The sequence below is a fragment of the Metabacillus idriensis genome, assembly GCF_050483325.1.
GTDB lineage: Bacteria > Bacillota > Bacilli > Bacillales > Bacillaceae > Bacillus_P > Bacillus_P idriensis_A.
This window is the reverse complement of record NZ_JBCMYF010000011.1, coordinates 1-26,190: the sequence shown is the minus strand read 5'-3', so window position 1 is coordinate 26,190 and position 26,190 is coordinate 1. Positions and strand designations below refer to the sequence as shown.

24 protein-coding genes are annotated in these 26,190 nt (G+C 41.1%); 11 read left to right on the top strand and 13 right to left on the bottom strand.

What is annotated here, in order from left to right:
* Positions 1-2: 2 nt before the first annotated feature.
* Together ABEQ24_RS07220 and ABEQ24_RS07215 are read right to left on the bottom strand one after the other, a co-directional pair.
* Entirely contained in the window at positions 3-200 is a 198-nt protein-coding gene (locus ABEQ24_RS07220) for a DUF951 domain-containing protein (protein WP_430006355.1), read from the bottom strand.
* Complete coding sequence (locus ABEQ24_RS07215) at positions 197-1,090, bottom strand: mechanosensitive ion channel family protein (protein WP_430006148.1); 894 nt, start codon at positions 1,088-1,090, stop codon at positions 197-199. The genes ABEQ24_RS07220 and ABEQ24_RS07215 overlap by 4 nt, the downstream gene beginning before the upstream one ends.
* A gap of 179 nt (positions 1,091-1,269) precedes the next feature.
* On the opposite strand from ABEQ24_RS07215, the gene yyaC reads away from it, so the two are divergent.
* A complete protein-coding gene (yyaC, locus tag ABEQ24_RS07210; protein ID WP_430006147.1) occupies positions 1,270-1,893 on the top strand; it encodes a spore protease YyaC in 624 nt (207 codons plus the stop codon).
* Here yyaC and ABEQ24_RS07205 read toward each other — a convergent pair.
* The 11 genes from ABEQ24_RS07205 to rpmH form a co-directional block, all read right to left on the bottom strand.
* The gene (locus ABEQ24_RS07205; protein WP_430006146.1) at positions 1,890-2,591 is read right to left on the bottom strand and encodes a DUF554 domain-containing protein; all 702 of its coding nucleotides are present in this window, start codon (positions 2,589-2,591) and stop codon (positions 1,890-1,892) included. The genes yyaC and ABEQ24_RS07205 overlap by 4 nt on opposite strands.
* A 150-nt stretch (positions 2,592-2,741) precedes the next feature.
* Positions 2,742-3,596: a ParB/RepB/Spo0J family partition protein gene (locus ABEQ24_RS07200; protein ID WP_430006145.1), complete on the bottom strand. Its 855-nt coding sequence runs from the start codon at positions 3,594-3,596 to the stop codon at positions 2,742-2,744.
* Positions 3,589-4,350: a ParA family protein gene (locus ABEQ24_RS07195; protein ID WP_070878939.1), complete on the bottom strand. Its 762-nt coding sequence runs from the start codon at positions 4,348-4,350 to the stop codon at positions 3,589-3,591. The genes ABEQ24_RS07200 and ABEQ24_RS07195 overlap by 8 nt, the downstream gene beginning before the upstream one ends.
* A gap of 200 nt (positions 4,351-4,550) precedes the next feature.
* Positions 4,551-5,417 (bottom strand): nucleoid occlusion protein, encoded by an 867-nt coding sequence (gene noc / locus ABEQ24_RS07190; protein WP_430006144.1) that lies wholly within the window; start codon positions 5,415-5,417, stop codon positions 4,551-4,553.
* A gap of 95 nt (positions 5,418-5,512) precedes the next feature.
* Positions 5,513-6,229: a 16S rRNA (guanine(527)-N(7))-methyltransferase RsmG gene (rsmG, locus tag ABEQ24_RS07185; RefSeq protein WP_430006143.1), complete on the bottom strand. Its 717-nt coding sequence runs from the start codon at positions 6,227-6,229 to the stop codon at positions 5,513-5,515.
* Between the two features lie 23 nt (positions 6,230-6,252).
* Complete coding sequence (gene mnmG / locus ABEQ24_RS07180; RefSeq protein ID WP_430006142.1) at positions 6,253-8,142, bottom strand: tRNA uridine-5-carboxymethylaminomethyl(34) synthesis enzyme MnmG; 1,890 nt, start codon at positions 8,140-8,142, stop codon at positions 6,253-6,255.
* Between the two features lie 84 nt (positions 8,143-8,226).
* Entirely contained in the window at positions 8,227-9,612 is a 1,386-nt protein-coding gene (mnmE, locus tag ABEQ24_RS07175; RefSeq protein ID WP_430006141.1) for a tRNA uridine-5-carboxymethylaminomethyl(34) synthesis GTPase MnmE, read from the bottom strand.
* Positions 9,613-9,884: 272 nt separating this feature from the next.
* Positions 9,885-10,505 (bottom strand): RNA-binding cell elongation regulator Jag/EloR, encoded by a 621-nt coding sequence (gene jag, locus ABEQ24_RS07170; RefSeq protein WP_430006140.1) that lies wholly within the window; start codon positions 10,503-10,505, stop codon positions 9,885-9,887.
* Positions 10,502-11,278: a YidC family membrane integrase SpoIIIJ gene (spoIIIJ, locus tag ABEQ24_RS07165; protein WP_070878915.1), complete on the bottom strand. Its 777-nt coding sequence runs from the start codon at positions 11,276-11,278 to the stop codon at positions 10,502-10,504. The genes jag and spoIIIJ overlap by 4 nt, the downstream gene beginning before the upstream one ends.
* Positions 11,279-11,393: 115 nt before the next feature.
* Entirely contained in the window at positions 11,394-11,768 is a 375-nt protein-coding gene (rnpA, locus tag ABEQ24_RS07160; protein ID WP_070878916.1) for a ribonuclease P protein component, read from the bottom strand.
* 162 nt (positions 11,769-11,930) lie between these two features.
* On the bottom strand, positions 11,931-12,065 hold the full coding sequence (rpmH, locus tag ABEQ24_RS07155; RefSeq protein ID WP_070878917.1) for a 50S ribosomal protein L34: 135 nt from the start codon (positions 12,063-12,065) through the stop codon (positions 11,931-11,933).
* A 967-nt stretch (positions 12,066-13,032) separates the two neighbouring features.
* On the opposite strand from rpmH, the gene dnaA reads away from it, so the two are divergent.
* From dnaA to ABEQ24_RS07105, 10 genes are all read left to right on the top strand, one after another.
* Positions 13,033-14,382, top strand: coding sequence for a chromosomal replication initiator protein DnaA (gene dnaA, locus ABEQ24_RS07150; RefSeq protein ID WP_430006139.1), 1,350 nt, complete (start codon positions 13,033-13,035; stop codon positions 14,380-14,382).
* 225 nt (positions 14,383-14,607) lie between these two features.
* Entirely contained in the window at positions 14,608-15,744 is a 1,137-nt protein-coding gene (dnaN, locus tag ABEQ24_RS07145; RefSeq protein WP_430006138.1) for a DNA polymerase III subunit beta, read from the top strand.
* Positions 15,745-16,104: 360 nt separating this feature from the next.
* Positions 16,105-16,317: a S4 domain-containing protein YaaA gene (gene yaaA / locus ABEQ24_RS07140; RefSeq protein ID WP_430006354.1), complete on the top strand. Its 213-nt coding sequence runs from the start codon at positions 16,105-16,107 to the stop codon at positions 16,315-16,317.
* Positions 16,318-16,394: 77 nt separating this feature from the next.
* A complete protein-coding gene (recF, locus tag ABEQ24_RS07135; RefSeq protein ID WP_154318358.1) occupies positions 16,395-17,507 on the top strand; it encodes a DNA replication/repair protein RecF in 1,113 nt (370 codons plus the stop codon).
* Between the two features lie 16 nt (positions 17,508-17,523).
* Entirely contained in the window at positions 17,524-17,802 is a 279-nt protein-coding gene (gene remB, locus ABEQ24_RS07130) for an extracellular matrix regulator RemB (RefSeq protein ID WP_430006137.1), read from the top strand.
* A gap of 37 nt (positions 17,803-17,839) precedes the next feature.
* The gene (gene gyrB, locus ABEQ24_RS07125; RefSeq protein ID WP_430006136.1) at positions 17,840-19,762 is read left to right on the top strand and encodes a DNA topoisomerase (ATP-hydrolyzing) subunit B; all 1,923 of its coding nucleotides are present in this window, start codon (positions 17,840-17,842) and stop codon (positions 19,760-19,762) included.
* A 160-nt stretch (positions 19,763-19,922) separates the two neighbouring features.
* On the top strand, positions 19,923-20,183 hold the full coding sequence (locus tag ABEQ24_RS07120) for a spore coat protein (RefSeq protein ID WP_133313043.1): 261 nt from the start codon (positions 19,923-19,925) through the stop codon (positions 20,181-20,183).
* 145 nt (positions 20,184-20,328) lie between these two features.
* A complete protein-coding gene (locus tag ABEQ24_RS07115) occupies positions 20,329-21,702 on the top strand; it encodes a copper amine oxidase (RefSeq protein WP_430006135.1) in 1,374 nt (457 codons plus the stop codon).
* Positions 21,703-22,284: 582 nt separating this feature from the next.
* On the top strand, positions 22,285-24,843 hold the full coding sequence (gene gyrA, locus ABEQ24_RS07110; protein ID WP_430006134.1) for a DNA gyrase subunit A: 2,559 nt from the start codon (positions 22,285-22,287) through the stop codon (positions 24,841-24,843).
* Between the two features lie 101 nt (positions 24,844-24,944).
* Positions 24,945-26,033 (top strand): HD-GYP domain-containing protein, encoded by a 1,089-nt coding sequence (locus ABEQ24_RS07105; protein WP_430006133.1) that lies wholly within the window; start codon positions 24,945-24,947, stop codon positions 26,031-26,033.
* Positions 26,034-26,190: the final 157 nt, after the last annotated feature.

The window sequence follows — 26,190 nt, the reverse complement described above, 5'->3', positions numbered from 1 at the left end:
ATTTATTCTTCATGCTTGACCAGTCTTTTTTTCATTTTCCGGGCGAAATCCCGTCTCGGAATCATCACGCTGTGAGCACAGCCTTCGCATTTTATGCGGATATCCATGCCCATTCTGATGATTTTCCAGCGATTCACACCGCATGGATGAGGTTTTTTCATTTCGACAACGTCATTTATGCCAAATTCCTTGTCCACTATTCGCTCATCCTTTCCTTTTGTTTAGCCCCTTCATCCTGCCTTGTATACATAACCATGCGAGGGAATGGAATTTCAATGCCGTGCTCATCAAGCCTCATCTTAATTTCCTTTCTCAGCACACGGGATATATGAAAATGCTTCATAGGAAGGACTTCGCTGACTACCCGCAAGACAACTTCAGACGGACCAAGGTTTTGGACGCCAAGCAATTCAGGCGGTGCTACCATTTCTTCATATTTATCAGGCAGCTCAAGCAGGAGATCTTCAATGACCCTTTCTGCTTTCGGAATATCTCCCTCATACGCAATACTGACATCTACAAAAGCGACGCTGTTATTTACGGAGAAATTCGTCACTTCGGTAATATTTCCATTTGGAAGAATATTGATTTCACCCGTCCAGCTCTTGATCTTTGTCGTGCGAAGTCCAATTTCTTCTACCGTTCCTTCAAATTGGCCGACACGGATCATGTCACCTACTGAAAATTGATCTTCAAAAATAATGAAGAATCCCGTAATAATGTCCCTGACTAAATTTTGTGCACCGAATCCGACAGCAAGCCCGACAATACCCGCTCCCGCCAGCAGAGCCTTCACATCAAAACTCAGCGTCTCAAGAATCATCAGCAGAGCGACAAAATAAACGAGGTATGTCAGAACATTATCAAGCAGCTTGACCAGGGTATTTTCCCGGCGCTCTGAAATGCGGAGCGGCGACTTTGTTCTCAGCATAAAAATCTTCCCGATGACGACATTGCCAACGCGAATAAGGATTGTTGCAAGAATCATAATGCCAATAATCTTCAGCAGACCTACTCCGAAATCCAGCCATAAATCTTCGTTAAGAAGAGAAGCACCCATTTTTTCGATAAGCTTATTTATAAAATCCACATCAGATCAACCTTTCTATTAGGAAGAAACACACGTTGCAATCATAAAGATAGGTTTTATTTTAACAACTTTTCAAAGCAAATTACAGTGCATGGCAAAAACTCTTAATATCTCTTAATTATGTATAGATTTCTATATTCTTCCGTATACTGTTACTACTATATTGAAGGAGTGAAATGATGAATTTTAAATCCGGCTTTTTAAAACCGCAGCGTGACCGAATTTATTATGAAGATGACCATGCGGCAGAACACTTATCATCAGAAATGAAACTCCTTCTTTCTGTACGGAAACCAATTGTAGTTCTCTGCATTGGCACAGACCGCTCAACCGGTGATTGCTTAGGTCCATTAGTAGGCACTAAACTTAATGATGCCGGTCTGAAGCATTTTCATGTTTATGGAACGCTCGAGCACCCTGTCCATGCAGTTAACCTTGAAGAAACCATCCAAAAAATAGAACAAACGTTCGATAATCCATTCATTCTGGCAATTGATGCATGCCTTGGCAGACTGAAAAGTGTAGGGACTTTTCAAGTTGGAGCAGGTCCGATCAAGCCTGGTGCGGGTGTAAACAAAGTGCTCCCTGAAGTGGGAGACATTCATATTAATGGAATCGTAAACGTCAGCGGATTTATGGAATTCTTTGTTCTGCAGAATACAAGACTGCATCTTGTTATGACAATGGCTTCAATTATTGCAAAAAGCATTATTCTTGCTGATCAGCAGATCGAACTTAAAAAAATCTCATTAAAGACGAAGAGCTCCTGGCTTAATCATGCCAAGGATGTGAACATCAATTAAACCATATTCATGAAAATAATAATGACTGTCACAACTGCCAGGCTCGGCAGCAAATTCGCAACACGGATTGCTTTTATTGCAAGCATATTGATTCCAATTGCAAAGATCAGAATCCCGCCGACAGCCGTAATTTCAGAAATCAGTTCTTTAAGCAAAGAATCTGGTACATACTGATGAATGACATTCGCAAACAATGCGATGGCGCCTTCATAAATGAAAACAGGGACTGCTGAAAGAAGAACGCCAATGCCAAGCGTGCTTGAAAGAACCATGCTCGTAAAGCCATCAATCATCGACTTTGTGTACAAAATATCATGATCCTGTCTCAATCCGCTATCAAGAGATCCCACAATTGCCATTGCTCCAATGACAAAAATAAGGGTAGCGGACACAAAACCTTGTGCAAAATCCCCGGTCTGATTTCTGCTCAGTTTTTTCTCAAGCCAATATCCCACTTGATGCAGTTTCTTCTCAATATCAATTGCTTCTCCTATGACTGCGCCAAAAACAAGACTGATAATCACAATAAACAGCTGTTCACTTTCAAGCGCCATATCAAGGCCTAGTACCATCACAAAAAGACCTATGCCTGTCATAACTGTTTGTTTCATTGATTCCGGTATTCTGCGAAGCAATAAACCTAGAAGGGAGCCGATGATAATCCCAGCTGCATTTACTAAACTTCCTAATAACACCACTTAAATCCCTCTTTCCGCTTAAAAGCGCAAGCCTTTATTCAGCTCCAGCTTGCCGCACCTGTAACGGCAGATAAGTCATGTGCTGGCGCTGAACATTTTTATCGTTTTCTAAAACATAAAAAGAAGCCATCTATTCTGTCAGATGGCCGCTTAAGATGATTGCTCAGCTTCAAGCAACTCTAAAATTCTTTCCAAATCCTCTTTAGAGAAAAATTCAATTTCGATTTTCCCTTTTTTCTTCTGCTGCTTAATCGTAACGGACGTCCCGAAATATTCACGCAGGTAGGATTCTCTTTCTCTAATGAAGATATCCTGACTGCCTGTTTTCTTTTTCGTTTCACGTGAAACATTTTCGTTTAACTGCTGCACGAAGAGCTCAACTTGACGGACATTAAGCTGCTCTTTCATTATTTTGTCCGCTAAAGGCTTCAACTTGTCTTTTTTCTTCAGTCCAAGCAATGTTCTGCCATGGCCCATTGAAATCTTGCCTTCAGAAATAAGTGTTTGAATGTCTTCAGGAAGGGACAGCAATCTTAGATGATTGGCTATATGCGGTCTGCTTTTGCCCAGGCGTCTCGCAAGCTCTTCTTGCGTTATATGCAAATGGTCAAGCAGGGACTGATAGGCTGCCGCTTCTTCAATTGGAGATAAATCTTCGCGCTGAAGATTTTCTAAAAGCGCAAGCTCCATCATCTGCTGCTCTGTAAGCTCTCTTATGACGGCCGGCACTGCCTGGAGGCCTGCTGCCTTTGCTGCACGAAAACGGCGCTCGCCAACTACAATCTCATAGCCTTTAATGCTTTTACGGACAATAATCGGCTGAAGAATCCCGTGCTGAAGGATGGATTCTTTCAATTCTTCAATCGCTCCTGGCAAAAATGTTTTGCGGGGCTGATAAGGATTTGGACGCAGATCTTTGATTTTAATATCCTGCAGCGTTTCGTCTTTGCTTACTTCCATATTCGTAAACAAAGCATTGATTCCTTTACCTAACCCTTTAGCCATTAACAACCACTTCCTTTGCCAATTCTAAGTATACGTCAGCGCCCCTTGAGCGCGGGTCATAAATAATAATCGGCTGTCCATGACTTGGTGCTTCGCTTAAACGGACATTTCGTGGAATAATCGTTTTGTATACTTTATCGCGAAAATACTTTTTGACTTCTTCAATAACCTGAATTCCTAAATTGGTGCGTGCATCAAGCATTGTTAAAAGTACGCCTTCTATCATTAAGTCGGTATTTAAATGTTTTTGAACAAGCCTCACAGTATTCAGCAGCTGACTCAATCCTTCAAGTGCATAATATTCACATTGAACAGGAATCAGCACAGCATCTGAGGCTGTTAAGGCATTGATTGTCAGCAACCCTAAAGACGGAGGACAGTCAATAATCATATAGTCATAATTATGTTTTACTTTTTCAAGCGCACGTTTCAGACGGACTTCTCTAGAAATGGTTGGCACAAGTTCAATTTCGGCACCCGCAAGCTGGATTGTAGCCGGAATTGCATCCAAATTTTCGACAGCAGTTGGCTTAATGACTTCTGTTACATCGACATCATCAACTAAAATATCATAAACACAATGTTCTACATCGGCTTTTTCAATTCCTATACCGCTTGTCGCATTTCCTTGTGGGTCAACATCGACGAGAAGAACTCGTTTTCCTATATATGCTAAGCACGCACCAAGATTAACGGAAGTTGTCGTTTTTCCGACTCCGCCTTTCTGGTTCGCAATGGCAATAATTTTCCCCACAATGTCACCTGCTTTCACTAAACATGAACTCTATCATGCTCTCTATTTTATCACGAAACTTTGCCAATGGTTTGAACTTTTTTGCAATTCTTGAAAATGCGCATACAAGTTAGAAAAGCGGTATCGTCAGATTGCGCAGGCCGACAGATTTTTATCATTTCATAAACATAGAAAAAACTCTCTACTCAAATGGCAGAGAGCTACTTAGGTATTTTAATAGTGAATTGAATGTATTCTTCAAATTCTTCTTCTTCAGCATTTATTTTTACGCCAGTATCCTGCACCATTGTCAAAGATTGACGGATGGTATTCATCGCAATACGGGTATCCCGACTGAATGCTTTGCGTTTTGGTTTAGCTTTTGGGCTGGTTTTCTCAAGCATTTTGACAACGCGGTCTTCTGTTTGCTTGACATTTAACTGCTTTTCAATGATTTCATAGAGCAATGTGATTTGCGGATCTGGTTTCTTCAAAGGAATGAGTGCTCTTGCATGTCTCTCTGTAATTTTCTTTTGGAGCAAAGCATCCTGAACTTCCTGAGGAAGCTTTAACAGTCTGAGCTTATTGGCAATTGTAGACTGTCCTTTTCCCAGACGCTGGGCAAGGGCTTCTTGAGTCAAGTCGTGAAGTTCCAGCAGCTTTGCGTAGGCCACGGCTTCTTCAATGGCTGATAGCTCCTCGCGCTGCAGGTTCTCAATTAAAGCTACAGAAGCTGTTTCTGTGTCATTGAAATCCTTTACAATAGCTGGAATTGTTTCCCATCCTAGTTTTTGGACAGCTCTAAACCGTCTTTCCCCGGCAATAATTTCATATCTTCCATCAACCTGACGTACAACAATCGGCTGAATAATCCCATGCGTACGTATCGTAAGCGATAACTCTTCTATTTTTTCATCCGCAAAAACGGTACGCGGCTGAAAGCGATTTGGCACGATTTCCTCAACGGAAATCTTTTTAACCTCATCATATACGGAATCATCAATTTCTTCTGTTTCAATTACTGCTGTTTTTTCTGCTGTATCTTCTTTTTCTCCCAAACCGAAAAAACGAGAGAATGGATGCTTCATGCGCCTACACCACCTTTAGAAACTGCCATCATATTAATTCTCTTTCAAGTCTCTTTATTCCTGCATGCAAAACGAACTTTCCACGTATTGTTTTTCTATTCTAATGGAAGTTTATTAGGCGTACCTGGTTTACGCGGATATTTTGCAGGTGTTGATTTTTGTTTATGAATAATAATGATTGAGCGCTCACTTTCCTCAAGCGGCAGCTCAAAGGCATACTTTCCCTTCACCTTGCCGCCAAGCGTATTAAGCGCTTTTTCGGCTTTCATCATCTCTTCCTCAGCTGATGCAGCTTTCATTGCTACGAAGTGACCGCCTGTTTTAGCAAGCGGCAGGCAAAGCTCGCTCAAAACAGATAAACGCGCTACAGCCCGTGCTGTCACAACATCATAGGTTTCTCTGAAAGCTTTGTTTTTTCCAAACGTTTCTGCTCTGTCATGGTAAAGAGATACGTCGGAAAGGTTCAGTGATTTTGTCAGATGATCTAAAAATGTAATTCTCTTTTGAAGAGAATCAACTATCGCAATTTTCAAATGCGGAAAGCATATTTTAATCGGAAGACTTGGAAACCCTGCACCTGCACCTACATCGCAAATGGAGAGCGGTTTTGTAAAATCAAAATAGAAAGCAGCAGAAATAGAATCATAAAAATGTTTAAGATAAACTTCTTTTTTCTCTGTAATTGAAGTTAAATTCATTTTCTCATTCCACTCTACAAGCAATTCGTAGTAAGTCTCAAATTGCTCCAGCTGCTTTGCGGAAAGCGAGATTCCCTTTTCCTCAAGACTGGATTTAAATAAAGAAATGTCCATACTCAAAACCTTTCTGATCTGCTTTATTCGTTAGAAACACGAGCTATTCTTCCTTGCTCCATATACACGAGAAGGATGGAGATGTCTGCTGGATTTACCCCTGAAATACGGGATGCCTGTGCCATTGAAAGCGGTCTGACTTCCTTCAGTTTCTGGCGTGCTTCAGAAGCGATGCCTGAAATCGCATCGTAATCGATATTTTCCGGAATCTTTTTGTTTTCCATTTTCTTCAGCTTTTCTACCTGCTGAAGGGACTTTTCAATATAGCCTTCATATTTAATTTGAATTTCAACCTGTTCGGCTATTTCTCCGGAAATATTTTCATCAGCCGGTGCTAAAGCATGAATATGCTCATAATTCATTTCAGGACGTTTAATAAGATCTGATGCACGGATTCCGTCTTTCAGTTCACTGCCGCCTGCACGTCTGATTAACTCCTGTGTCTGCTCATTTGGTTTGATGATGACAGAGTTCAGACGTTTTTTCTCTGCTTCAATTGCTTCTTTTTTAAGTAAAAATGCGCTATAGCGTTCTTCTTTGATAAGTCCAATCTTACGTCCAATATCCGTTAAACGCAAGTCGGCATTATCATGACGAAGAAGCAGGCGATATTCCGCTCTGGACGTTAATAAACGATACGGCTCATTTGTGCCTTTTGTGACAAGATCATCAATTAATACTCCAATATAAGCATCTGAGCGGCTCAAGATGACTTCTTCTTTGCCAAGTGCTTTACTGGCTGCATTAATTCCGGCCATTAAGCCCTGTCCTGCTGCTTCTTCATAGCCTGATGTGCCATTAATTTGTCCCGCTGTAAAGAGACCTGGAACCTTTTTGGTTTCAAGGGTTGGCCATAGCTGTGTAGGTACGATTGCATCATATTCAATCGCATAGCCTGCACGCATCATTTCCACTTTTTCCAGGCCGGGTATGGATGCAAGAATTCTTCGCTGTACATCTTCCGGAAGACTTGTTGATAATCCCTGAACATATACTTCCTGTGTGTTTCTGCCTTCCGGCTCAAGGAAAATCTGATGACGGGGCTTATCATTAAAACGGACGACCTTATCTTCAATTGAAGGACAGTAACGCGGGCCAGTTCCTTTAATCATACCTGAATACATTGGCGAACGATGGAGATTATCGTCGATGATTTTATGAGTTTCTTCACTTGTATAAGTCAGCCAGCATGGAAGCTGATCGGTAATATATTTTGTCGTTTCATAGGAAAAAGCGCGGGGAACGTCGTCACCCGGCTGAATTTCTGTTTTGCTGTAATCAATTGAATGACTGTTTACACGAGGCGGTGTTCCTGTTTTAAAACGGACCATGTCAAGTCCGATTTCCTGCAGATGCTCTGATAATTTAATAGAAGGCTGCTGATTATTAGGTCCGCTTGAATATTGCAGTTCACCTAATATGATTTTCCCTCTTAAAAATGTGCCTGTAGTCAGAACAACTGTTTTCGCGCGATATTCCGCACCCGTTTGAGTGATAACGCCACGGCATTCTCCGTCTTCAATGATAAGACGGTCGACCATTCCCTGAAGCATTGTAAGATTCCGTTCATTTTCCATCGTTTTCTTCATTTCATGCTGATACGTAAATTTATCCGCCTGAGCCCGCAGCGCACGCACAGCCGGTCCTTTGCCTGTATTCAGCATTCTCATTTGAATATGTGTTTTATCGATATTTTTGGCCATTTCCCCGCCCAAAGCATCGATTTCACGCACAACGATTCCTTTTGCCGGTCCGCCAACTGATGGATTACAAGGCATAAAAGCAACCATATCAAGATTTATTGTCAGACCAAGCGTTTTTGCACCCATTCTCGCAGAAGCGAGGGCGGCCTCAACCCCTGCATGGCCTGCACCGACAACAACAACATCATAATCACCTGCATGATATCCCATGGTATGAACCTCCTTTATATTTTAAGCTCTCTTCAAAAATTGTGTATCTATATTAAGTAGAATATATTTTCCATCGAACAGTTCTTATTTTCCCAAACAGAACTGTGCAAACAGCTGATCAATCAAACTTTCATGAACAGCATCTCCGATAATTTCACCAAGCAGCTCCCACGTACGTGTAAGATCGATTTGCACAAGATCAATCGGCACTCCCGCATCAATCGCGTCAAGTGCATCTTCAATCGTTCGTTTTGCCTGTGAAAGCAAAGCAATATGCCTTGTGTTTGAAACATATGTTAAATCTGAAGAGCCTACGCTGCCTTCAAAAAACAGCGAGCTGATGGATTCTTCAAGCTGGTCAATTCCCTGTTCTTCAAGCAGAGAAGTCGTAACGACAGGTGAACCTTTTGCAAGCTCTCTCACCCGGTCCAAGTCTATTTTTCCAGGAAGGTCTGTTTTATTTACAATCACAATGACGTCCATGCCGCTGACAGCTTCAAATAACTGCTCATCCTCTATTGAAAGAGCCTCACTGTAGTTTAGTACGAGCAGGATAAGGTCCGCCTTTTTCAATACCTGTCTTGATTTTTCTACACCGATCCGTTCAACTATGTCCTCTGTCTCCCTGATGCCGGCTGTATCAACCAGACGAAGAGGCACGCCTCGGACGTTTACATATTCCTCAATAACATCCCTTGTCGTTCCCGGTATATCTGTTACTATCGCTTTATTTTCGTGAATCAGACTATTCAGAAGCGAAGATTTCCCAACATTAGGTCTGCCTACGATAACCGTTGAAAGACCCTCTCTTAAAATTTTTCCCTGCTGAGAGGTTTGAAGCAGCTTTTCAATCTCATTTTTAACGAGTGTCGCTTTTTCAATCAGCATGCTGTGCGTCATTTCTTCTACATCATCATACTCAGGATAATCTATGTTAACTTCCACATGGGCAAGTGTCTCAAGAATTTCCTGGCGCAGACGCTGAATCAGCTTGGACAGTCTGCCTTCCATCTGTCCAAGCGCAACATTCATTGCACGATCTGTTTTTGCCCGTATTAAATCCATCACAGCTTCAGCTTGAGATAAATCAATCCGGCCATTTAAAAATGCTCTCTTTGTAAATTCTCCAGGCTCCGCAAGCCGGGCACCGTGGTTTAATGCAAGCTGCAGGACACGGTTAACCGTTACAATCCCGCCGTGGCAGTTTATTTCTACTATATCTTCTCTCGTAAATGTCTTAGGACCCTTCAAAACAGATACCATGACTTCCTCTACGATTTGGCCCGTATCAGGATCTTCAATATGCCCGTAATGAATCGTATGCGACGGGACCTTTGTCAATTTCTTTCCTGAAGGACCTGAATACAGCTTGTCCGCAATGCCGATTGCATCATCCCCGCTCAGTCTTACGATGGCAATGGCTCCTTCTCCCATCGGTGTGGATATTGCTGCAATTGTATCGAATTCCATCCGTTTCACCCCGCTTCTTTCAAAATAAATCTATATAGAATTTCCCATAATTTACGCAGTCAAATTTATAAGATATCATAGTTATTTCTTATTGGAAAGAAAAAAATATCGAATTATCCACAGACTGAAATTCCGCACAATTCTCTTATTATCATTTTAACTTATCCACATGTTAATAACAATATTTCCAACTGAAAGGTTTCTAAGCCCTTTAGCATGAAAGAATACACAAAAAAACCCCGCTGATCTATGATCTGCGGGGTTTCGCACTGCTATTTCGGAGCAATCACCAGATGACGATTAGGCTCTTCTCCGACCGAGTATGTTTTAATCTTATGCTGCTGGTTAACAAGAGCAGCATGGATAATCTTACGTTCATATGAAGGCATAGGTTCTAAAGGAACCTCTCGTTTTGTACGAACAGCCTGGTGTGCAAGTTTCTGAGCGAGCTGAACAAGCGTTTCTTTGCGGCGGGTTCTGTAGTTTTCAGCATCCACTGTGATATGCAGGTAGTGATTGGAATGACGATTTGCTGCGAGCTGTGTCAAATACTGCAGGGAATTAAGTGTTTGTCCGCGCTTTCCAATTAAAAGCGCTACCTTTTCTCCTTCAATTTGAAACGTCACATTTTTGCCTTCCTGAATCATTTCAACCTTTGCATCGACATTCATATTTTTGATCACTTCAGTCAAAAAACGATATGCTTCTTCAGCAGGATTCGGGCGTTTAACGGCTTTTACCATTGCAGGTTTTGCGCCGAAAAGTCCTAAAAATCCCTTTTTCCCTTCATCAAGAACGGTAATTTCAACTTCTTTTTCGCTTGCATTCAGCTGTGTTAAAGCGGATTGTACTGCTTCTTCGACGCTAAGTCCGGTAGCAGTTATTTCTCTCACTTTTTCGTTCCTCCCGATTTTAATAGTGCTTTCGCTCTAATATCAGGTCCGTAGATGATCATTGTCTGCACGATCATAAATAGATTTCCGACTACCCAATATAAAGATAGTGCAGCTGGGAAGCTGACAGCAAAGACGACGATCATAATTGGCATGATATATAAAAGCATAGCCATTTGCGGATTTTGATTTGCTGTTCCTGCCATTGTCAATTTTTGTTGAATGAATGTTGTAATACCAGCGATGATCGGCAGAAGGAATAATGGATCACGTGATCCAAGGTCAAACCACAGGAAGTTGTGATCTGCGATTGCTTCTGTTCTCATAATGGCATGATAAAAACCGATCAGGATTGGCATTTGAACTAATAATGGAAAACACCCTGCAAGAGGATTTACTTTATTCTTCTGGAATAAAGCCATTGTTTCCTGCTGGAGTTTTTGCTGTGTTTTTTGATCTTTAGAACTGTATTTTTCACGAAGCTTTTGCATTTCTGGCTGCAATTCCTGCATAGCTTTTGAGTTTTTAATCTGCTTAATCATTAAAGGCAAGATCGCAAAACGAATGATCAGCGTTACGATAACGATTGACAGTCCGTAGCTATTACCCATTAATTCTGCAAAATAGATGATCAGCCATGACAACGGATACACAATGTAGTGATTCCAGAAACCCTGACTTTCCTCTGTGATTGGCTGGTTCACTTCTGTACAGCCTGTAAGAAGCATCATGATGCTCACTAAGCCAAGCACTAACAATATTCTCCTTTTCAACCGGTATTCCTCCTAACAAAATATCTAAACCTGCAAGTTCTGCCGACTTTATTCAACATTTATTTTAACATCTTTCAAAAAAGAAAACGTCTTTCATTTTTCTTTTTTCATTTTTCTATGTATTTTTAATGGAGTTTTCGCGCTGCGGTCTCGCTCTGTGGACTTTTGTTTTTCTGAAAAGGTGCAGTAAACTGCTTTTCACTTCATGATAGTCCATTTCCGATGCCGGCTTTCTGGCAATTACTATATAATCAATGCCTGTTTTTAAGCTGTCCTTTTCTTCAAGAAAAACTTGGCGGACGAGACGCTTAATTCTGTTTCTTGTTACGGCATTTCCTATCTTTTTACTGACTGATAAACCTAAACGGAATTCTTTTTCTTCAGGCTGATTCAGCATATAGATCACAAATTGTCTATTTGCCATCGACTTTCCATGCTTGAATACTTTTTGGAAGTCTTCGTTTTTTTTGATGCGGTTTTTCTTTTTCATATCCTCACTCCGGATCCTTGCCTGAATTCCTCAGCCTTCTGAGAGCTTTTCCATCATTATTTCTTTAACAATATCTATTTAAACAGCTGTTTTTGAAAAACATGGCCCAACCATAAACAGGATTGGGCCATGTAAAAAAGACCACTGATATTTTTCAGTGGCCTATGCTGATAATACTTTTCTTCCTTTAAGACGACGTGCAGCTAGCACTTTACGTCCGTTTTTAGTGCTCATGCGAGCGCGGAAACCGTGAACTTTACTATGTTTGCGTTTATTTGGTTGATAAGTTCTTTTCATTATAGACACCTCCCTGAGGAATAGCTGTTAAAGACAGTCTTACTAATTATAGAGAGTGACCTAGTGAATTGTCAACCATATGTCAAAAAAGATCTTATGGTGAAACATTGTTTCTGAATTATTTATTGTTTCTCATGGCTGTGTATAGACATTTCATACAAATTCAAGTCACATTCATGCTTTTTTCCTTAAGCTGTTTTCGCAAATATTGTTGTTTTGGTGATAAATGTTGTCCGTTTCTTGCAGCGAGAGGAACTTGCTTTCCGCGGTCCGGGTGGGAGCCTCCTCAGCTTCGCTTCCGGGGACTCCCATTTCCCTCTACTTTCCCGCAGGAGTCAAGTTTATCCGCTACAATCCACTTAGGGTCTTTAATATCTAGTTTTAAAGCAACAAAATTTACGAAACCGCGGATCTCCACTGCAGCACACCAAAATTTAAATATAAAAAGAGCATTCTTCAAAATCACATTCGGAAGAACTTATCCTCTCTAATTAAATTCAAAGAATAAATTTCTGAACGAATTTTTCAGTGTACAAATCTGTCAAACACCATAGACTGTGCATAGTTTTTTCGACATATTTTTTATCCACACCTGTTATCGACAGGTTTCACACAGAATAAACATATGTGGACAATTATTCTCAACATGGAGCCTGATATGTGGATAAGTTTTATAAAACCATTGCACCGCTTCGTTTAATTTGATATTATATTTGTGTTTTCACTCTGAATATTGGAACGTCTATATCCTGTTTATCCACACACTGTGGATAACATGTGGAAAGATTATAAACACCCTGTTAAAAAACTTGTCCACATTTAACGGTTTATGTCGAAAAGACGTTTTTCTACTATACTATATATTTATGCACATTTTGTTCATTTTGCATTTTTATTCACAATCATCCAGCTGTTGTACAAAACATGTACACGTTCATTTTATAGAAAAAGGAGGGAGATGCCTCATATGGAGAATATTGATGAATTATGGAGCAAAGCTTTATCAGAAATTGAAAAAAAGCTGAGCAAGCCAAGTTTTGAAACATGGCTTAAATCCACTAAAGCTCATGCTCTTAAGGGAGATACATTAACAATCACTGCACCTAATGAATTTGCGCGTGACTGGCTTGAATCCAGGTATCTGCATTTGATTGCCAATACCATATATGAGCTTACTGGCGAGGAATTGCTGATAAAATTTATCATTCCCCAAAATCAAAATGAAGCTGATTTTATGCCAAAATCACCGATAAAGCCGATGACTAAAGAGGAAGAACAGATTGAGCTTCCGCAAAATATGCTGAATCCGAAATATACGTTTGACACATTCGTAATCGGTTCAGGGAACCGTTTTGCCCATGCAGCTTCTCTTGCTGTGGCCGAAGCACCGGCGAAGGCGTATAATCCGCTTTTCATTTACGGGGGGGTCGGACTTGGAAAAACGCATTTAATGCACGCCATTGGCCATTATGTGATTGATCACAAGCCTAACGCGAAAGTTGTTTATTTATCATCTGAGAAGTTTACGAACGAATTTATCAATAGTATCCGTGACAACAAAGCGAAAGACTTCCGGAATAAATACCGAAGTGTCGACGTGCTGCTTATAGATGATATTCAATTTCTTGCAGGTAAAGAACAAACTCAAGAGGAGTTTTTCCATACGTTTAATACGCTCCATGAAGAAAGCAAGCAAATTGTAATCTCAAGCGACCGTCCTCCAAAAGAAATTCCAACTCTCGAAGACCGGCTTCGTTCCAGATTTGAATGGGGTTTAATAACAGACATTACACCGCCTGACCTTGAAACAAGAATTGCCATCCTCAGAAAGAAAGCAAAGGCTGAAGGGCTTGATATTCCAAATGAGGTTATGCTCTACATCGCCAATCAGATTGATTCAAATATCCGTGAGCTTGAAGGTGCACTCATTCGAGTTGTAGCTTATTCATCTTTAATCAATAAAGATATAAATGCCGATCTCGCAGCAGAAGCACTCAAGGATATTATTCCAAGCTCTAAGCCGAGAATGATCACGATTGCTGACATCCAGCGCATGGTAGGCCAGCATTTCAGTGTAAAACTAGAAGATTTTAAAGCAAAGAAACGCACGAAATCAGTCGCGTTCCCAAGACAAATTGCCATGTATCTTTCAAGAGAATTAACGGATTCCTCTTTGCCTAAAATTGGCGAAGAATTCGGAGGCCGTGACCATACGACAGTTATTCATGCCCATGAAAAAATCTCTAAACTGCTTCAGGCTGATGATCAGCTTGTTAAACAGCTTAAAGAGATTGAAAACATGCTGAAGGGCTCTTAAAAAGCTTGCACTAATAAAATTTTATATGGATAATGTGAATAACCAAGCACGATTCATACACAGTCTGTCCACAGGTGGATAGGCTGTGTTTCCTTTCGTCAACAGAGTTATACACATTTCCACAGGCCCTACTAGTACTTCTACTATTTTTTCTTTAAATAATATATATATTAAGTGGCTCAAAGAATTATGCTCCCATACGAAAAAAAAGGAGGATTTCCCTAAATGAAATTTGTCATCCAAAAAGATCGGTTAGTTCAAAGTGTTCAAGATGTAATGAAAGCCGTATCTTCAAGAACAACAATCCCGATTTTGACAGGAATTAAAATTGTTGCAACAGAAGAAGGTGTCACACTTACAGGAAGTGATTCTGACATCTCAATCGAATCGTTTATCCCAACTGAAGAAAACGGCAAAGAAATCGTCGAAATCAAACAAACTGGCAGCATTGTTCTTCAGGCTCGCTTTTTTGGAGAAATTGTTAAGAAACTCCCGAAGGAATCCGTAGAAATTGAAGTTCTTGGCCAGCATATGACTGTCATCCGCTCAGGCAAAGCAGAATTTAACCTTAACGGGCTTGATGCGGAAGAGTATCCTCATCTGCCGCAAGTAGAAGAACATAACAGTTTTAGAGTGCCGACAGATCTCTTAAAAACAATGATCCGTCAAACGGTTTTCTCAGTCTCGACTTCAGAAACGCGTCCCATTTTGACTGGGGTCAACTGGAAGCTTGAAGATAGAGAATTAATCTGTATTGCAACAGACAGTCACCGTCTGGCTCTCCGTAAAGCAAAAATCGAAACGGATACTGACAGCACTTATAATGTCGTTATTCCAGGAAAAAGCTTAAATGAATTAAGCAAAATTCTCGCAGACACAAGTGATGAAATTGAAATAGTGATAACAGAAAGCCAAGTTCTTTTTAAAGCTGAAAATTTACTTTTCTTCTCAAGATTATTGGACGGAAACTACCCGGATACAACAAGACTTATTCCTGCTGAGAGCAAAACAGATATGGTCCTTAATACAAAAGAATTTCTTCAGGCAATTGACCGGGCATCGCTTCTTGCAAAAGAAGGAAGAAATAACGTAGTTAAGTTTTCAACGCTTGAAGAAGGTATTGTAGAAGTTTCTTCAAACACGCCGGAAATCGGAAAAGTCATTGAGGAAGTTCAGACTCAGGAGATTACAGGCGAAGAATTAAAAATCTCATTCAGTGCAAAATATATGATGGATGCATTAAAAGCACTTGAAGGAACGGAAATTAAAATCAGCTTTACGGGTGCAATGAGACCATTTTTAATCCGCACTCCGGAAGACGATTCGATTCTCCAATTAATTCTTCCTGTCAGAACGTATTAATCAAGAAAAGTGAAAGCGCCCGTTTAGCGCAGGCATGACAGATAAGGCTCTGTCAGAAAAGGCGCTTTTTGCCGCTACTTTCGGTGCCGTTCTGGGCGATTCCGCTCGCCATCGAAGCGCAAATTTTTATATTTTCTTATCTCTTAAACAAGCTGCTGGCACAAGCTGGCAGCTTTTCTTTTCCTTTCGCAGGACCTTATACCCGCTTTGTGTACACGTGTGGCGGACACTGTTATTCGCGATAACGAACAAGGCTGGCGCGAAGAGAATAAAGGTTTAAATAGATGTTGTGAAAGTATGGATAAGTTTAGTAAAATTAGCTGTTGGAAACTTAAAGAAAGAAGGCGATCTGCAATGTCAATAAAGCCAGTGAAAATTGAGACAGAATACATTACGCTTGGCCAGTTCCTGAAGCTTGCTGAAGTTATTCAATCAGGCGGCATGGCTAAATGGTTTTTGCAGGAATATGCAATTTTTGTAAATGGCGAACCTGAAAACCGCCGCGGGAAAAAACTGTTTGCTGATGATACAGTTGATATTCCGGACTTTGGCTCTTTTATTGTGAAAAACTAAGGCTTGCAGGCCATTAATATATATAGAATGATCACTCTCTTTGCAAAAAGAGCAAAAACTAAAGTTGGTGAACGGATTTGTTTATCAAAGAATTAACGCTGCGGAATTACAGGAATTATGAAGAACTGACCGTAGAGTTTGAAAATAAAGTCAATGTTATTTTAGGAGAGAATGCCCAGGGCAAGACCAATGTGATGGAAGCCATCTATGTATTAGCTATGGCAAAGTCCCATCGCACCTCAAATGACAAAGATCTTATCTATTGGGACAAGGAATATGCTAAAATAGAAGGCAGAGTAGAAAAGTACAGCGGATCAGTTGCTATGCAGCTTGTTGTCTCGAAAAAAGGGAAAAAAGCGAAGCTGAATCATATTGAACAGCAGAAATTAAGCCAGTATGTAGGGGCAATGAATGTCATCATGTTTGCACCCGAGGATCTCAATCTCGTAAAGGGAAGCCCTCAAATCAGAAGGCGTTTTATTGATATGGAAATCGGTCAGGTTTCACCTGTCTATCTTCATGATTTAAATAGATTTCAAAAAATTATGCTGCAGAGAAATCAGTATTTAAAGCAGATGCAAATGCGCAAACAGACGGATCGAACGATGCTTGATGTACTTACTTCGCAGCTTGCAGAGTCTGCCGCAAAGGTCATTTTAAAACGAATTGAGTTCATAGAAAAACTGCAAAAGTGGGCTCAGCCGATTCATACAGGCATCAGCAGAGGACTTGAAACGTTAACAATTGAGTATAAAGCTTCTGTCGATGTATCAGAAGAGGCAAGTTTGTCGAAAATGATAGAAGCATATGAAGAGAAGTTTGATAAAATAAAAGATAGAGAAATTGAGCGCGGCGCAACCCTTGCCGGACCTCACAGAGATGATCTTTTATTTTTTGTGAATGGGCGAGATGTGCAGACATTTGGATCCCAGGGTCAGCAGAGGACGACCGCACTATCGCTGAAGCTTGCAGAGATTGAATTAATCCATGAGGAAATTGGAGAATACCCGATTTTGCTGCTTGATGATGTTTTATCAGAACTCGACGACTACAGACAATCTCATTTATTGAATACGATTCAAGGGAAAGTGCAGACATTTGTAACAACAACAAGTGTTGAAGGCATTGACCATCAGACGCTGAAAGAAGCAACGACATACCGTGTTTCAAAAGGCAGGCTGACACGCTGAAAAGAGGTGGTTTTTCTTGTATATTCACCTGGGAGATAATTTTGTGATTCCCTCAAAAGAAGTTGTCATGATTATTGATCATCATTCTTCAAATACTTCCGGCATTGTCAGCGAGTTTTTAGAAAAACATCAGAATCATACAGTCAAGCTTGCGAGCGGTGTGACAAAATCAATTGTTGTAACCACAGATAAAATCTATTTTTCCCCTCTTGCATCAGGCACGTTGAAAAAACGCGCAAAATTCACATTTGACATAGATATGGTTGCGGATGAACCATTTAAAAATCATTCGTAATAAGCCCTTAAGAAAAGTGTAGGTGATCATAGTGGCGATGGAACAAAAACAAATCGAACAGCAAACTTATGATGAAAACCAAATACAAGTATTAGAAGGCTTAGAGGCTGTCCGGAAACGTCCTGGGATGTATATTGGATCAACAGCAGCAAAAGGTCTTCACCATCTCGTTTGGGAAATTGTAGATAACAGTATTGACGAAGCGCTTGCTGGTTACTGTGATGAAATCAACATTATTGTTGAAGAAGATAACAGCATCACCGTAAAAGACAATGGACGCGGGATTCCGGTAGGGATTCATGAAAAAATGGGACGTCCTGCAGTTGAGGTCATCATGACCGTTCTCCATGCCGGAGGGAAATTCGGCGGCGGAGGCTACAAAGTATCAGGCGGATTGCATGGCGTTGGTGCCTCAGTAGTTAACGCGCTTTCGACTGTCCTTGAGGTTACTGTTTACCGTGAAGGGAAAATCCATTATCAAAAGTTTGAGCGCGGAGTGCCGGCTGGCGATTTGGAAATAATCGGAGAAAGTGAACTCACAGGGACGACAACTCACTTCTGTCCGGACCCAGAAATCTTTACTGAAACGGTTGAATATGATTTTGATACTCTTGCAAACCGTTTAAGAGAGCTTGCGTTCTTGAATCGGAATATTAAAATCACAATTGAAGATAAACGCGAAAATAAACGCAAAAAGGAATACTTGTATGAAGGCGGCATTAAATCATATGTCGAGCATCTAAACCGCACGCGTGAAGTCATTCATGAAGAGCCTGTCTACATGGAAGGCGAAAAGGACGGCATTACAGTTGAGGTTGCCCTGCAATACAATGATTCTTATACAAGCAACATTTATTCTTTTGCCAATAACATTCATACGTATGAAGGCGGAACTCATGAAGCTGGATTTAAAACAGCCCTCACTAGAGTCATAAATGACTATGCCCGCAAAAATGGTGCATTTAAAGAGAATGATGCCAATTTGACTGGTGATGATGTGCGTGAAGGGATAACAGCGATTATTTCTGTTAAACATCCTGATCCGCAGTTTGAAGGTCAAACCAAAACAAAATTAGGCAACTCTGAAACGAGAACCGTTACGGATAACCTTTTTGCAGAAGGATTTGAGAAGTTTTTACTGGAAAATCCTTCAACGGCCAAGAAAATCCTTGAAAAAGGACTAATGGCCTCTAGAGCACGTCTTGCAGCGAAAAAAGCTCGTGAATTAACACGCCGCAAAAGCGCACTTGAAATTTCAAATCTGCCGGGAAAACTTGCAGACTGTTCTTCTAAAGACCCTTCTATCTCTGAATTGTATGTAGTTGAGGGTGACTCTGCCGGAGGTTCTGCTAAACAAGGACGCGACCGTCATTTCCAGGCGATCCTTCCGCTTAGAGGGAAAATTATTAATGTTGAAAAAGCCCGTCTGGATAAAATTCTTTCCAATAACGAGATCCGCACGATCATTACCGCTCTCGGAACAGGGATTGCAGAGGATTTTGATATTTCAAAAGCCCGTTATCATAAAATTATCATCATGACAGATGCTGACGTGGATGGAGCCCATATCCGGACCCTTCTGCTGACATTCTTTTACCGCTATATGCGACAAATCATTGAAAATGGATTTGTCTACATTGCGCAGCCGCCTTTATATAAAGTGCAGCAGGGTAAACGAATTGAATATGCGTACAATGACAGAGAAATGGAGAAGCTGATGGCGGAATTGCCGGCTACTCCTAAACCGGGCATTCAGCGCTACAAAGGTCTTGGGGAAATGAACCCTGAGCAGCTTTGGGAAACAACGATGGATCCGAATACAAGAACATTCCTTCAAGTAACATTAGAAGATGCGATGGAAGCAGATGAAACGTTTGACATCCTTATGGGTGACAAAGTAGAGCCGCGCCGAAACTTCATCGAAGGAAATGCACAATATGTAAAGAATCTGGATATTTAAGAATCCCGGATTACTCATAAAGAAAAGGCAAAGCAGAAAAATGCTTTGCCTTTTCTTTTTCTCCATGCTGATTAATTCACAAGTAGCCCACTACTTTTAAACTCGTCCTGCATATCTTTTTAAAGTAAGTAGGCAATTTATCTAAGCAGGAGGCGTAAAGATGAATAATCAGCAGTTTTATCACCAAGATGACATGCGGCGTCCATTCGGCAGACCTGGATTCGGATTCGGGAGACCTGGATTTGGTTTTGGAAGACCGGGGTTCGGTTTCGGCAGACCAGGATTTGGTTTTCCGTTTGCAACTGGATTTCTTGGAGGGCTTGCAACAGGTGCATTATTAACACCTGGATATGGATATGGCTATGGTTATCCTTATCCGTATTATCCGCCGTATCCATATCCGTACTACCCTTATTACTAAGATCAGCCGAAAAACATCCGAAAAGGATGTTTTTTTCTTTTTAAATTAAATTTTTTTCAATATTTTGTGATCCTTATTAAAGCTCTTTCCGTTAGTCCTAATGTAAATACCCAATAAACTAAATGGAAAAAGGAGAGAATCCAAAATGAAGATGAAAAAAGCTCTAATCGCAGTACCCCTCAGTTTTTCCCTGCTGTTTCCGGCGTTTGGCACAGCGAGCGCAGAAGATCACGGCGGAAGTCATGGAGGCAATCACGGAGGTATGGTTTCAACAGACGTTTCTAACCCTGCTGTCGATCTTCGTGCATCACTTGATGCGATCCTCTCAGAACATGCGTACTTAGCCGTTGTTGCTATGCAAAAAGGAATGGACGGCAAAGAAGATTTTGAAGCAGCAGCGGGTCAGCTTAATAAAAATACAGAAGAATTATCAGCAGCAGTGGCATCTGTATACGGTGAAGAAGCTGGAGCACAATTCAAAGAAATATGGAGCAGCCATATTGGATACTTTGTCGATTATGTAACAGCAACAGCTGAAAACAATGAAGAAGGCAGAAAACAGGCATTAGCTGAACTGGACGAGTATAGAGCCGAGCAAGCAGGATTCCTTGATACGGCAACTGAAGGGCGTTTAAAAGCGAAAGATCTTAAAGAAGGATTAAACGTTCATATTGATCAATTAATCTGGGCTTTCGAAAGCTACAGAACGGGCGAATATGATAAAGCATATGACAACATAACAGAATCAATGCACCATATGTTCGGAGTCGGCAAAGGCTTATCATGGGCAATTACCGATCAGTATCCTGACAAGTTTGAAAATACATCAGTGGATACACCAGCTGCAGACTTAAGAGCGGATTTAAACCAAGTATTCTCTGAGCATGCAGCACTTGCAGCGCTTACTATGCAAAAAGGCATCGACGGAGCAGAAGACTTCGAAGCAGCAGCAGGCGCATTAAATGAAAATACAGAGGATTTAACAGCAGCCGTTGAATCTGTTTACGGTGCAGAAGGCGCTGCAAAATTTAAAGAGATTTGGAGCAGCCACATCGGGTACTTTGTCGATTATGTAACAGCAACAGCTGAAAACAACGAAGAAGGGAAAGAACAGGCTGTAGCGGAATTAGATGAATACCGTGCAGAACAAGCGGCATTCCTTGATGCAGCAACAGAAGGACGCTTAAAAGCGGCTGACCTTGAGGCGGGCCTTAAAGAGCATGTTGATCAATTGCTGAATGCATTCAACAGCTATACAGGCAAAGATTATCCTGCAGCTTATGAAAATATTCATGTGGCTTACACACATATGTTTGGAGTTGGCCAGGCAATGTCCGGTGCGATTGTTGATCAGTTCCCTGAAAAATTTGAAGGGGAAAAACCATCTGAAATGCCTAAAACAGGCTTGGGCGGCATGAGCGAAACAAACAACAGTGCAGTCTTATGGAGCATTTTTGGATTTATCCTTGCTTCAGTTTCGATTGCGATGATCGCTCGCAGGAAATCTGTTAATAACTAAGGGATAAAGCGGGGCAGAGAAAGTCATCTAAATGGGGCGGACAGGCTGCAAAGCTTCAGGACTGCTGAATGAAAAAAGAAGCTATAAGACTGGTCTCAGCACTGCTGAGGCAGGCGACAAATGGTGACGCTAATAAAAATACACCTTATAGAACGGACACATGACGAAAGATTGATTGCCTATACAGAAATTAAAAGAAAAACTGAAATCCCCGCCTAAATAGGCGGGGATTCTTTAGATGAATCGTATTTTTATCTGAATTTGACGTGTAATGTCATAGGTTTATTGATATAATGGAGAGTAGGCTATTATTTAATTTTATTCAGCCATACATATTCAGTTTGATATTTTATTAACAAAGAATTATAAGATCAAAAGTTTCTGGAGACCTTTAACTCCTGTTTTTTTTATGAGATAAGAAAGTATAAATTTTTGCGCTTTTCTTATGAGATTAGAGAGTTTAAATAAGAGTTTAAATATACGTACACTTTGACAGGCTCCGGCGCCTGTATTCCCGGTCCAAACGGACCTTGGCGTTTCCGGTTTTCTGGTTGGAGCTATATAGATTAGGGAGGTTCAAACATGGAAGAAAATAAAACTCCTCAAGTAAAAGAGATAAATATTAGTCATGAAATGCGCTCATCTTTCCTTGATTATGCGATGAGTGTTATCGTTTCGCGCGCTCTTCCCGATGTTCGTGACGGGTTAAAGCCTGTTCATCGCCGTATTTTATATGCTATGAACGATTTAGGGATGACGTCTGATAAACCGTTTAAGAAATCTGCCCGTATCGTCGGAGAAGTAATCGGTAAGTATCACCCGCATGGTGACAGTGCCGTTTATGATTCAATGGTCCGCATGGCTCAAAATTTCAACTTCCGATATATGCTTGTAGACGGACATGGAAACTTCGGTTCTGTCGATGGCGACGGAGCTGCAGCGATGCGTTATACAGAGGCGCGCATGTCCAAAATTGCGATGGAGCTTATCCGCGATATCAATAAAGATACAATCGACTATCAGGACAATTATGATGGTTCTGAACGTGAGCCGGTTGTTCTTCCGTCACGTTACCCTAACTTGCTGGTAAACGGTGCAGCGGGTATCGCAGTCGGCATGGCAACAAATATCCCTCCTCATCAGCTGGGAGAAGTCATTGACGGTGTACTTGCTGTAAGCAAGGACCCTGATGTAAGCATTCCTGAGCTGATGGAGATTATTCCAGGGCCGGATTTCCCGACTGCGGGTCAGATTATCGGCAGAAGCGGAATTCGTAAAGCCTACGAAACAGGCCGCGGTTCGATTACTATCCGTGCCAAGGTAGAAATTGAGGAAAAAGCATCAGGTAAAGAAGTCATTATCGTAAGAGAACTTCCTTACCAGGTAAATAAAGCGAAGTTAATTGAAAAAATTGCTGAGCTTGTGCGTGACAAGAAGATTGAAGGCATTACCGATCTGCGTGATGAATCAGACCGCAACGGGATGCGCATCGTCATTGAAGTGCGCAAAGATGCCAATTCAAACGTTCTACTAAACAACCTTTACAAGCAGACTGCCCTTCAGACAAGCTTCGGCATTAACATGCTTGCCCTTGTAAATGGACAGCCTCAAGTATTGAACCTTAAGCAGTTCCTTGTCTACTATCTGGATCATCAGAAGGTTATTATTCGCCGCCGTACAGCGTTTGAACTTCGCAAAGCGGAAGCTCGCGCACATATTTTAGAAGGTTTGAGAATTGCACTCGATCACTTGGATGAAGTCATCTCCCTGATCCGCAGCTCTCAGACTACGGATATTGCACGTCTTGGGTTGATGGATAACTTCTCTCTATCTGAAAAACAGGCACAGGCGATTCTTGATATGCGTCTGCAGCGTTTAACAGGTCTTGAAAGAGAAAAAATCGAAGAAGAGTACCAGGGACTTGTGCAGCTGATTGCAGAATTAAAAGCAATCTTGGCTGACGATGAAAAAGTTCTTGAAATTATCCGCGAGGAATTAGAAGAAATCAAGGAGCGTTTCAATGACGTTCGCCGTACGGAAATTGTGTCCGGCGGAATTGAAATGATTGAAGATGAAGATCTGATTCCTGTTGAAAATATTGTTATTACTCTTACTCACAACGGCTATATTAAGAGACTGCCAATCTCAACGTACCGCAGCCAGCGCCGAGGAGGCAGAGGGATTCAGGGTATGGGCACGAATGAGGATGATTTCGTAGAACATCTCTTAACAACATCTACTCATGACACGATTCTCTTCTTTACGAATAAAGGGAAAGTTTATCGTGCAAAAGGGTATGAAATTCCAGAGTACGGAAGAACAGCAAAAGGACTTCCGATTATTAACCTTCTGGAAATAGAAAAAGGCGAATGGGTGAATGCCATCATCCCTGTTTCTGAATTTGTGGACGATTGGTCATTATTCTTTACAACAAAAGAAGGAATATCTAAACGATCTCCTCTGACACAATTCGCGAATATCAGAAAAGGCGGCTTGATCGCAGTGAACCTGCGTGAAAACGATGAACTTATTTCTGTCCGTTTAACAGATGGAACGAAACACATCATGATTGGAACGAAAAAAGGAATGCTCATTCGTTTCCCTGAAACAGATGTCCGCTCAATGGGACGTACAGCTACTGGTGTTAAGGGGATTACCCTGGATTCTGATGACGAAGTTGTCGGAATGGAAATCCTTGAAGAAGATGTCGATGTCCTTGTAGTAACACGCAATGGATTCGGCAAACGGACGCCTGCAGCTGAATACCGGATTCAAAGCCGCGGCGGTAAAGGGATTAAAACATGCAACGTCACTGAGAAAAATGGTACAGTGATTTCTGTTAAGCCTTCGACCGGAGAAGAGGATCTCATGCTGATAACGGCAAGCGGTGTTCTTATCCGGATGGCAATCGACAGTATTTCTACTACCGGCCGTAACACACAAGGTGTTAAGCTGATTAAACTTGGCGACGAAGAGCACGTCGCTACTGTCGCTGTTGTAGAAAAAGAAGAGCTCGAACCGGAAGATGCTGAGCTTTTGGAGAATGAAGAAGGATTACAGGAAGATTCATCTGCAGCACCAATCTCAACTGAAGAAGTTTCTGCAGAAGACACCTCTGGTGAACCGGATACAGAAGAATAAGAAATTGAAAGACATAGCCTTTAAAGCTATGTCTTTTTTTATTTTTAAAAACCATTTTCTACTAAATGGAATCGTTTATAATATGGATGGGAGGGATTCATGTGAGAGTCCATATTAATCAGCTGTCTGAAGGATGCATACTGTCAAAAGACGTATTTTCAAAGTCGCACAAACCGTTGATGCGAAGCCAGACCATTTTAAATCAAGATCTTTTGCAAATTCTGCAGGCTTTTTTAATAAATGAAGTAGAAGTAGAGCCATACTTTGAAAATGGAAATGCCTTTAAACCTGCTGGGGTAATCCTTGATTCTTCTGCAGCTGAAAAAACAGTAAATTCAACAAAGAACACCCGTTTCGAAGAACTGTATAATAACGCTGTGCAAGCCTTTAAGCAATTGTATCTGGACTGGCAATCCGGCGCTTTGGTTGATATCTCGAAAATCAGAAATCTATTAATTCCTGTTGTTGAGCAGGGACTGAAAGAACCCGATAAGATATTTAAAACCTACGAATATACGAAAGATGATGATCATCTTTACCACCACTCAGTATCTGCCGGATTAGTAAGCGCTTATTTAGGAAAGGGTATGGGCTTTTCCTATGGAGATACGACACAGGTCGCTATGACGGGTCTTCTGTGTGACTGCGGCATAACAAAAGTAGAGCAGGGGTTTCTGACTAAAAAGACAGCTCTGACAGACAAAGAGTTTAAAGAAATTAAGCAGCATCCCGTTCACAGTTACAAAATGCTGAAAAATATCGTTTCTTTAAAAGAAGCTGTTAAGCTTGGAGTTCTGCAGCATCATGAGCGCCTTGACGGCAGCGGGTACCCATTAGGAGCAAAGGCAGAACAGCTTCATCCCTTCGGCAGAATTGCGGCTCTTGCTCATGCATATCAGGCAATGGTCTCCGAAAGGCCGCACAGAAGAAGACAATCACCTTTTAAAGTCTTAGAACAGCTCATGCATGATGAGTTCGGGAAATTTGATCTCAAGGCACTGAACGAATTGAAAAAGGGGCTGCTAAAACTAAGTTCAGGGACAACTGTCAGATTGTCAGACGGCAGAATAGCAGTGATTGTATTTATAGAAGATAAAGATCCGACCAGACCTCTTATAAAGATAGAAGAAACTGATGAAATTCTTGCACTTAAAGGACAAAATCACCTTTTTATAGAAGAAATCATTTAAGAGCAAACTTTTTGCTCTTTTCTTATTGCTTATTTTAATAGGTGCTGATATAATTCTATAAGTCAGTAAGAAACCTTCTACATAAAGCAGTTTAAGAAAATTATTTTTAAAAAAATGATTGACACGAACTGGGTGGAAATGATATATTAAAGGGGTC